Source organism: Lysinibacillus sp. FW301-JW8 (assembly GCF_058788755.1).
In genome coordinates, this window is record NZ_JBYTBB010000012.1 from 87,170 (window position 1) to 94,692 (window position 7,523).

The 7,523-nt window shown below is 32.2% G+C and carries 7 protein-coding genes; all 7 read right to left on the bottom strand.

What is annotated here, in order from left to right; all coding sequences use genetic code 11:
* Positions 1–35: 35 nt before the first annotated feature.
* Positions 36–650 carry an ABC-2 transporter permease gene (locus AC3WOM_RS07460; RefSeq protein ID WP_492445923.1) on the bottom strand — a complete coding sequence of 205 codons (615 nt, stop codon included), beginning with the start codon at positions 648–650 and terminating at the stop codon, positions 36–38.
* 103 nt (positions 651–753) lie between these two features.
* Positions 754–1,131 (bottom strand): GntR family transcriptional regulator, encoded by a 378-nt coding sequence (locus AC3WOM_RS07465; protein WP_054771273.1) that lies wholly within the window; start codon positions 1,129–1,131, stop codon positions 754–756.
* A gap of 269 nt (positions 1,132–1,400) precedes the next feature.
* Entirely contained in the window at positions 1,401–2,015 is a 615-nt protein-coding gene (locus tag AC3WOM_RS07470; protein WP_492445924.1) for an ABC-2 transporter permease, read from the bottom strand.
* A gap of 4 nt (positions 2,016–2,019) precedes the next feature.
* A complete protein-coding gene (locus AC3WOM_RS07475; protein WP_492445926.1) occupies positions 2,020–2,877 on the bottom strand; it encodes an ABC transporter ATP-binding protein in 858 nt (285 codons plus the stop codon).
* 356 nt (positions 2,878–3,233) lie between these two features.
* Positions 3,234–4,184 (bottom strand): alpha/beta fold hydrolase, encoded by a 951-nt coding sequence (locus AC3WOM_RS07480; RefSeq protein ID WP_492445928.1) that lies wholly within the window; start codon positions 4,182–4,184, stop codon positions 3,234–3,236.
* 236 nt (positions 4,185–4,420) lie between these two features.
* On the bottom strand, positions 4,421–4,924 hold the full coding sequence (locus AC3WOM_RS07485; protein WP_492445930.1) for a GNAT family N-acetyltransferase: 504 nt from the start codon (positions 4,922–4,924) through the stop codon (positions 4,421–4,423).
* A gap of 318 nt (positions 4,925–5,242) precedes the next feature.
* Positions 5,243–7,015 carry an oleate hydratase gene (locus AC3WOM_RS07490; protein ID WP_492445931.1) on the bottom strand — a complete coding sequence of 591 codons (1,773 nt, stop codon included), beginning with the start codon at positions 7,013–7,015 and terminating at the stop codon, positions 5,243–5,245.
* Positions 7,016–7,523 lie beyond the last annotated feature (508 nt).

The window sequence follows — 7,523 nt, forward strand, 5'->3', positions numbered from 1 at the left end:
CTTGAGCCTAGATTACTGGGCTCAAGCCGTTTATTTTAAAAAGCTTTCTTCTCATATATACGAATAGATAGTAGCCAAGATCCAATATATAATATAACAGTTGTAAGAATTGCTATGAAATACATTTGCGTTTCTTGTAAAGTCAAGAACTTTCGTGCTAGTTCTCTTAATATATCATTTATAGGAACTAGTAAACTAATTGTTAACATATAGATACCCAATAAAACACCTAAAGCAATCAATAAATAATGCGTTTTAAATTTATAGGAGATTGGAAACATGAATGATATAGCGACCATTACTAGACCAATAATAAACAATATTTCTTTCCATATAAAAAGACCCCCTTTTCCATTTATGAGGAAATCCCCCGCATAAATCATGAAAATAAATATTGTTGTAAATATCAGTGAACCTATATATTTTGAACTGACAATTTCCTTTCTCGTATATGGTAGAGAATTGAGTAGAATATTAGCGTTGTCTTTTTCATCGTAAGCGAAAGCATTTAATATAAATATTACACTATAAAGAAATCCCAAAGGTATTAGGGAGGGTACACCTGCCAATAAGTAGATTATTATAGTAGCAATGTAAAATAAAATTATTTTCTTTTGTATTAAAACATCCTTAAGTATAAGGTTAATCATCTATTTACCATCCTTTTTTCGTATATTACATATGTGGGTACGCTTTTTCACAATAACCGCATCTCCAAATATATTCACCACACGAATTTAACAATTGTCTCCATCACTCATTCTCTGTATACAATAGTGTGAGCATTTCTTTGAGCTCTGCTAAGTCAATGTTCATTTCTTTAGCATTTTGAATGGCAATCAACAGATTTTCTTCGACTACCTTTATTTTTCTTTCTCTCATCATTTCCTTATTTTGTTCAGAGATGAACGAACCTTTTCCCACAATAGAATAAATAAACCCGTTTTTCTCTAGCTCTTCATAAGCGCGTTTTGTTGTAATAACGCTAATTTCTAAATCCTTTGCAAGCTGGCGCATAGAGGGCAATGACTGCCCTTCTTGTAGTTCACCTGTTAAAATAAGCTTTTTGATTTGAGCATAAATCTGCTCATAAATCGGCTCTTTTGAACTGTTTGAAATAATAATTTGCATACAAATACCTCTTCTTTATTTTTATGTGATTGGCACATGAAGACATCAGTTATTTCGTTAGCATGAACCATTAGAATTTTTATTTCAACACGCTAATTATTTCGTCCGCTGTACAATGGAATTTATAATGTCTTTCACATAAAGATTACATTGTATATTGTTTAGAGTATAATTTTCTGCCTCACGGAAATTATCCGTTTATTGATAGTGGACCTTGTTTAAGCACGTAAACAGCTTGAGCCTACATCGCTGGACTCAAGCTGTTTCTTTTAAAAAACTTTTCTCGCATATATACGAATAGATAGTAGCCACGATCCAACATATAAAATAATGATTGTAAGGATAGCTACGAAATACATTTGCGTTTCTTGTAAAGTCATGAACTTTTGTATCAATTCTCTTAATGTACCATTAAGACTAGGGGATAAAAATTTAATGATTAAAATATATATTCCAAATAAAGCACCTACAGCAATCATTAAAGATTGCGTTTTAAATTTATAAAAAATTGGCAGTATAAATGACAAAGTGACCATAACAAGACCGATAATTAGCAATATATCTTTCCATAAAAACAATACCTCTTTCCCATTTAAGAAGAAATCACCTATAGAAGTAATGAATATAATTAGTGATGTATATATCAATGAACCTATATATTTCGAACTAACGATTTCCTTTCTCGTATATGGCAGCGAATTAAGCAAAATATTAGCGTTATCTTTTTCATCATAAGCAAAGGTCTGAGTGATAAAAGCCATACTATATAAGAATCCTATCTTTACTAGGGACACATCTATAAATAAATAAAGTATAATTGTAGCAATGTATATTAAAATTAATTTCTTTTGAATTAAAACATCCTTAAGTATTAGATTAACCATCCCATTACCATCCTTTTTTCGTATAGTACATAATATCTTCAAGCGTCGGTTTTTCCATAATGACAGAATCCCCAAATATGTTCGCCACACGATTTTTATCCGCAGTTAATGCCTCAAAGCCTGTGTTCGATTTTCGGATGGCAACAAACTCTCGTTCCGTTTCCTGATCCAATAAATTCAATGTCCCTTTGACAATGGCATATTCCTCTTCAATCTTGTAAAATTCCTTCGTGAATATATGCTCACCATTATGAACAAAGGTAATATAATCTGCAATTCTATCCAGATCTGTTGTTATATGGGTCGAGAAGAAAATCGTTTTATCTTCATCTTGCATTAATTCATGTAGTATATTTAGTAGCTCTCTACGAAATATCGGATCGAGCCCAGCAGTTGGCTCATCCATAATAATTAATTCTGCATGATGAGCTAGGGCTATGGCTAATGAAGCTTTCATCTTCATACCCTTCGAAAAGGTCTTCATATTTTTATTCAATGGTAGTTCGAACTGATTGACATAACGTTGAAAGGCGTTATCATCCCAGTTTTTATAGGCTGGTTTAATAATCCTTTTCATATCCTTTAATGTTACATTTTCATAAAAGACATTTTCATCATAGACAAAGCCAATACGTTCCTTTATTTCTTTTTCATGCTTCTTGTAATTCATGCCAAACACTGAAACAGTGCCACTATCTTGCTTTAGTAAGTTCATAATCAGCTTGATTGTTGTAGATTTTCCTGCACCATTTCCCCCGATAAATCCAGTTACAAAGCCTTTTTTTACGTTAATAGAGAAATCCTTTATTTGAAATCCCTTATAAGATTTATGAACATGCTGTAATTCAATGACATTTTCCATCTTTAACCCTCCGTATGCAATAATGTAAGCATCTCCTTGAGCTCTTTAAGACAAATGCTCATCATTCGAATAATGTGTATATACTTTATATACAATATACACACTATGAATTTATTTTGCAAGTTTTAATTTTTTAATGTTCAATATAAAATTTTCATTACATAGTAAATCACTATGTAACCGTAACATTGTCTCTCTTTTTGAAGTATAAAGGCATACAGTCAAATTAAATGACTGTATGCCTAATGTTATTTTAGATTAATTTGTAAATTATATTTATAATCCTTTTCTTCCTCGATGGCAATTTAAATCAACGCACAAATAGCCTGGAGATTTTTACATTTTAAAGATCCTGCTTAAAAAATAGAACTTTCTATAAATTTTTTTGACTCATCAGCAATTCGCTTAAATTCAATATCATGAATATAGTGGGCGCAATCTAATTTTATGAATTCACCATCTTTATACTTACTAATAAAATCCTTTTGAAAGTCAAGCCATGTATCCTTATCCCAACCGGTTCCTTGCCCATTCGATGAAAATAAAAGTATAGGGACATTTGGTATTTCTAAGGTCTCAACTTTTTTTGCATTAGCCTTTATGTTTTTTACTTCATTAATCATATTTTTAGTTACCGTTCTACGATAAAAAATCACTTTATACAGTTCCTTCTCTTGCTCTGTCAGATTTCCATACTTCATCGCATCACTCTCGGAAAGACCCGGAATCCATCTCGTAATACCTATCTTTGCAGCAAATGCGCTTAAATAGATCATTGGCATATTTATATTATAATCCTCATATGCAGCAGGAACAGCCATATCCAATCCAACAATTGCTTTTACCTCGTCTGGATAAATTTGTGCCCAATACAGAGCTTCAATCCCAGACATAGAATGAGGAAATAAAATATAGGGGCCCTCAACTCCTGATTTTAATAGAGCTTCCCTTGTTTCCTGTAAAATCGTCTCAATATCTCGATTAGCGTCTGTAGTATCACTAAATCCGTAGCCTGCCTTTTCAACGACAGCAATTCTATATTTATCACTTAACAAGGAGTACAATGATTTAAAATCTAAAACAGGTGCACTCGTGCCACCACCAGACATAAAAACTAGCGTTTCTTCACCTTTTCCTTCTATGTATACATGCATTTTATGGTCATTAACGTCTACCAGCTTCCCAATGGGTGTAAATCGATTTTCTTCTTTGGATAATTGTATTTGGTGATTAATATAACTGGTAGTAATAGTTAATAGAAACAATGCCATTATTATGATTAACATTTGTACAATTCTTTTAAACACTAGCTTGTTACTCATCCCTCTCCTAAGCTAACCAGAATTATTTTGATTTTTTAAAGTCACCTCTATCTAAATACATTAAAAATAAGAAGCCTACAAAGCTGATTCCTAAAAGGATAGCTGCCCATGTTGTTTTAAAATTTACAATGAAACTAAACAATGTAAAGATAGCTAATAAAATATAACTATAGGGTTTTTTCAAAAATTTCACTGTTTTAAATGTCACCTTCCTTTAATTCCTAACGTTCTAATATATAGTAGACAAATCGTAACTCCTGACCATTCATTTCGAATTTCTCGTCACTGATGCTTACCTGTTTAAATCCATTTCTTTCAAGTACTCGTTGGGAAGCAATATTATGAGTTGTTGTTTTTGCCTTTAACTCCTTGATAGTGCCCTCTGTTTCTAATAATAGCTTTAAAGCTCTAGCTCCTATTCCATTTCCCCCATATTCTTCCCCAACTCTATAGCCGATTTCCGCAGAATTATTAGTTGCATCAATATCCACTAAATTTATTCTTCCTACAATATTGCCCATATTGTCTCTAATTAAATAAAATATTGATTTTTGTTCCTGTTGCTCTACTAAAAGCTCTTTATGTCTCTCTTGAAAAGTTTCAAATTTATAATAATCTTCCCCACGACTTGGCACCATTTGCTCAAAAAATAATCGGTTATTTTTTTCAAAATTAAATAGTTCTTGTGCATCGTTTTCTCGTAATTTATAAATTGATATATCCAAACTTACACGACCCCCTTGTCATTATCTAAAGATGTTCTCCGTTGTATAATTTGTTATAAAATAACAGGTTTGTTTTATAATTATCTTATCGAAGAGTTTAGGTTTTATCAAACTTTTGAAGAATACCTGTGTATTGATAGAATTTATATAGAGGAGAAGTAGCCATAATGTCATTTATAAAAAAGATGACAAAGTGATAAATTTATCATCAACAAATGAATAGATCGGCGTTCTAAAAAATAGAGGATAAATATTAACTTCTATAATTGAGTAAAAAGCTGATTCAAAATAATGAATCAGCTTACTAAGCAACATAATTTATATCAATTTACTTTCTTTCAGTAAATCATAGATGATCGTGTCTTTCGTTTTATGAATACCAAATTTACCTATTTGTTTCAAGATAAATGGAGCATCTACATCTGTTAATTTTTTACCATCCAGTAAACGGGCAGTTGAAGATAACAAAGTCCGAATATCATAAGTAGATGCAAACACTTCCGGTACGCCTCGATCAATATCTAACAATTGATAAACAGCCTCCATCGCTGTTCTTACTGAATACTCAGTTGTGAATACAGTGTCTCTTGCTGTTTCACTAAAATTCCCCATGAAGGCTAAGTTAACAGATCCATTAGGCACAACTAAAGGACGGTCACCAATTGCTCTTGGCATGAAGTAAGATGTTATATAAGGCATGTAACATGGAATTGTATTACATGAATTTTGAGCTAAATCTGGTATTTCATCTACAGGTACACCCATATGGTACAGCCACTCTTGTGCTATCTCAATGCCAGTACATTCAGTGATACTCTTTTTAATAAAATCACCTGGTTTATTAGATAGTAGACCATAAATCCAAACGACTAATTGATCCTTTGGTTGGTCTTTAAAATGAGGTTGTCTGTTCAATGTATAGCTTAGCATCCAATTAGAATCTGTAGCAGTTACAATACCACCTGTAACTACCTTGCCTGCATATGGATCTCTTTTACTGATCTTTTCAATATATGGAGCAACTTTAGCATCCAATGTAGTTAGTGTTGCTGAAACAAACCAACTTTCTTCAGGAAGATTATCGCAGAATTTTTCTGGTCTACCAAATTCAGAATCTTGAGAAGCTATGTTTTTCCAAAGTGACCAGCTTCCGCCTAAATCTTTGCTTATAGGAGCTGGTGTATTATTGTCACCATAAGTTGTACTCTCCGTGATACTACCATTTGTAACAAACACTAATTCATTTTTTGTTAGCTCTATATTCTTTTTCACACCATTTTGTTTTAACACTAAAGTATGAGCTACCTTTTTGTCTCCAACTTTATCGACCAAAACATTCTCTACAACCGTATTATATTGAAAATCAACATGATGGCTTTCCAAATATTTAATCATAGGAAGCACTAAAGATTCATACTGGTTATACTTTGTAAATTTTAAAGCAGATAAATCAGGCAGCCCCCCTATATGATGAATGAAGCGCATAATATAACGACGCATTTCCATTGCAGAATGCCATTTTTCAAAAGCAAACATTGTAGACCAATATAGCCAGAAGTTCGATTCAAAGAACTCTTCAGAGAAAACATCTGTAATTTTTTTATCATCTAATTTCTCTTCAGGAATAAAGAATAATTTAATCATTTCCTCTGAGGATTTATCAGATAAGGTAAACTTCCCATCATCCTCAAGTCTTTGACCCCTATTTTTAATTAATCTACATTTTGAATAGTTAGGGTCCTCTTTATTTAACCAATAAAATTCATCTAATACAGAAGCGTTTTCTATTTCTAATGATGGGATGGAGCGGAATAAATCCCATAGGCATTCAAAATGATCTTCCATTTCTCGACCACCGCGAATAATAAAGCCTCTTGTCGGATTTAAAATACCATCAAGGCTACCACCTGAGATATCTAGTTCTTCGAGAATATGAATATTCTCTCCCTTCATTTGACCATCACGAATTAAAAAACATGCGGCTGACAGTGAAGCTAGACCCGATCCAACAAGATACGCTGATTTCTTATCAACATCTACTGGTTTTTTAGGACGTGCGAAAGCCTCATAATTACCATTACTGTAATACATAATACCGCCTCCATAAATTATTATCGTGATATAGTATACCATCATTTCGTCCAATGATGGTAAAAAGAGAGAGAAATTAACAAAAAATTCAATTTTAAAGTTAAAATCAAGATATACATATACCCTATTATTGGACATAACAATTCATTGCATATTTATAACCTTTTATATATAAAAGGTTATGCAAAGATAAATAGTAGCCAGCCCTCGTAGCGGGTACCTTTAAAGTACTTGGATTATTGCGCCATTTCCTTCTATAATATTAACCATAAAGCTGTCTATGTATACAACCTTTGAGGGTAGTCTTACACAAAATTAATATATCAAGAAAACAAAAGGATTGATTTAATAATCAAACTTCACAATCACAATTGTCTTTTATGCCCCCTAGAAATACAATAACCATCTACCATTTCTTTGGTAGATGGTTACATAGTGTTGAAAAATTAAATAGTCAAGGGACTCTTTGTGAATATTTAGTCAAAATGAAGGTGATTTCCGTTCCAGG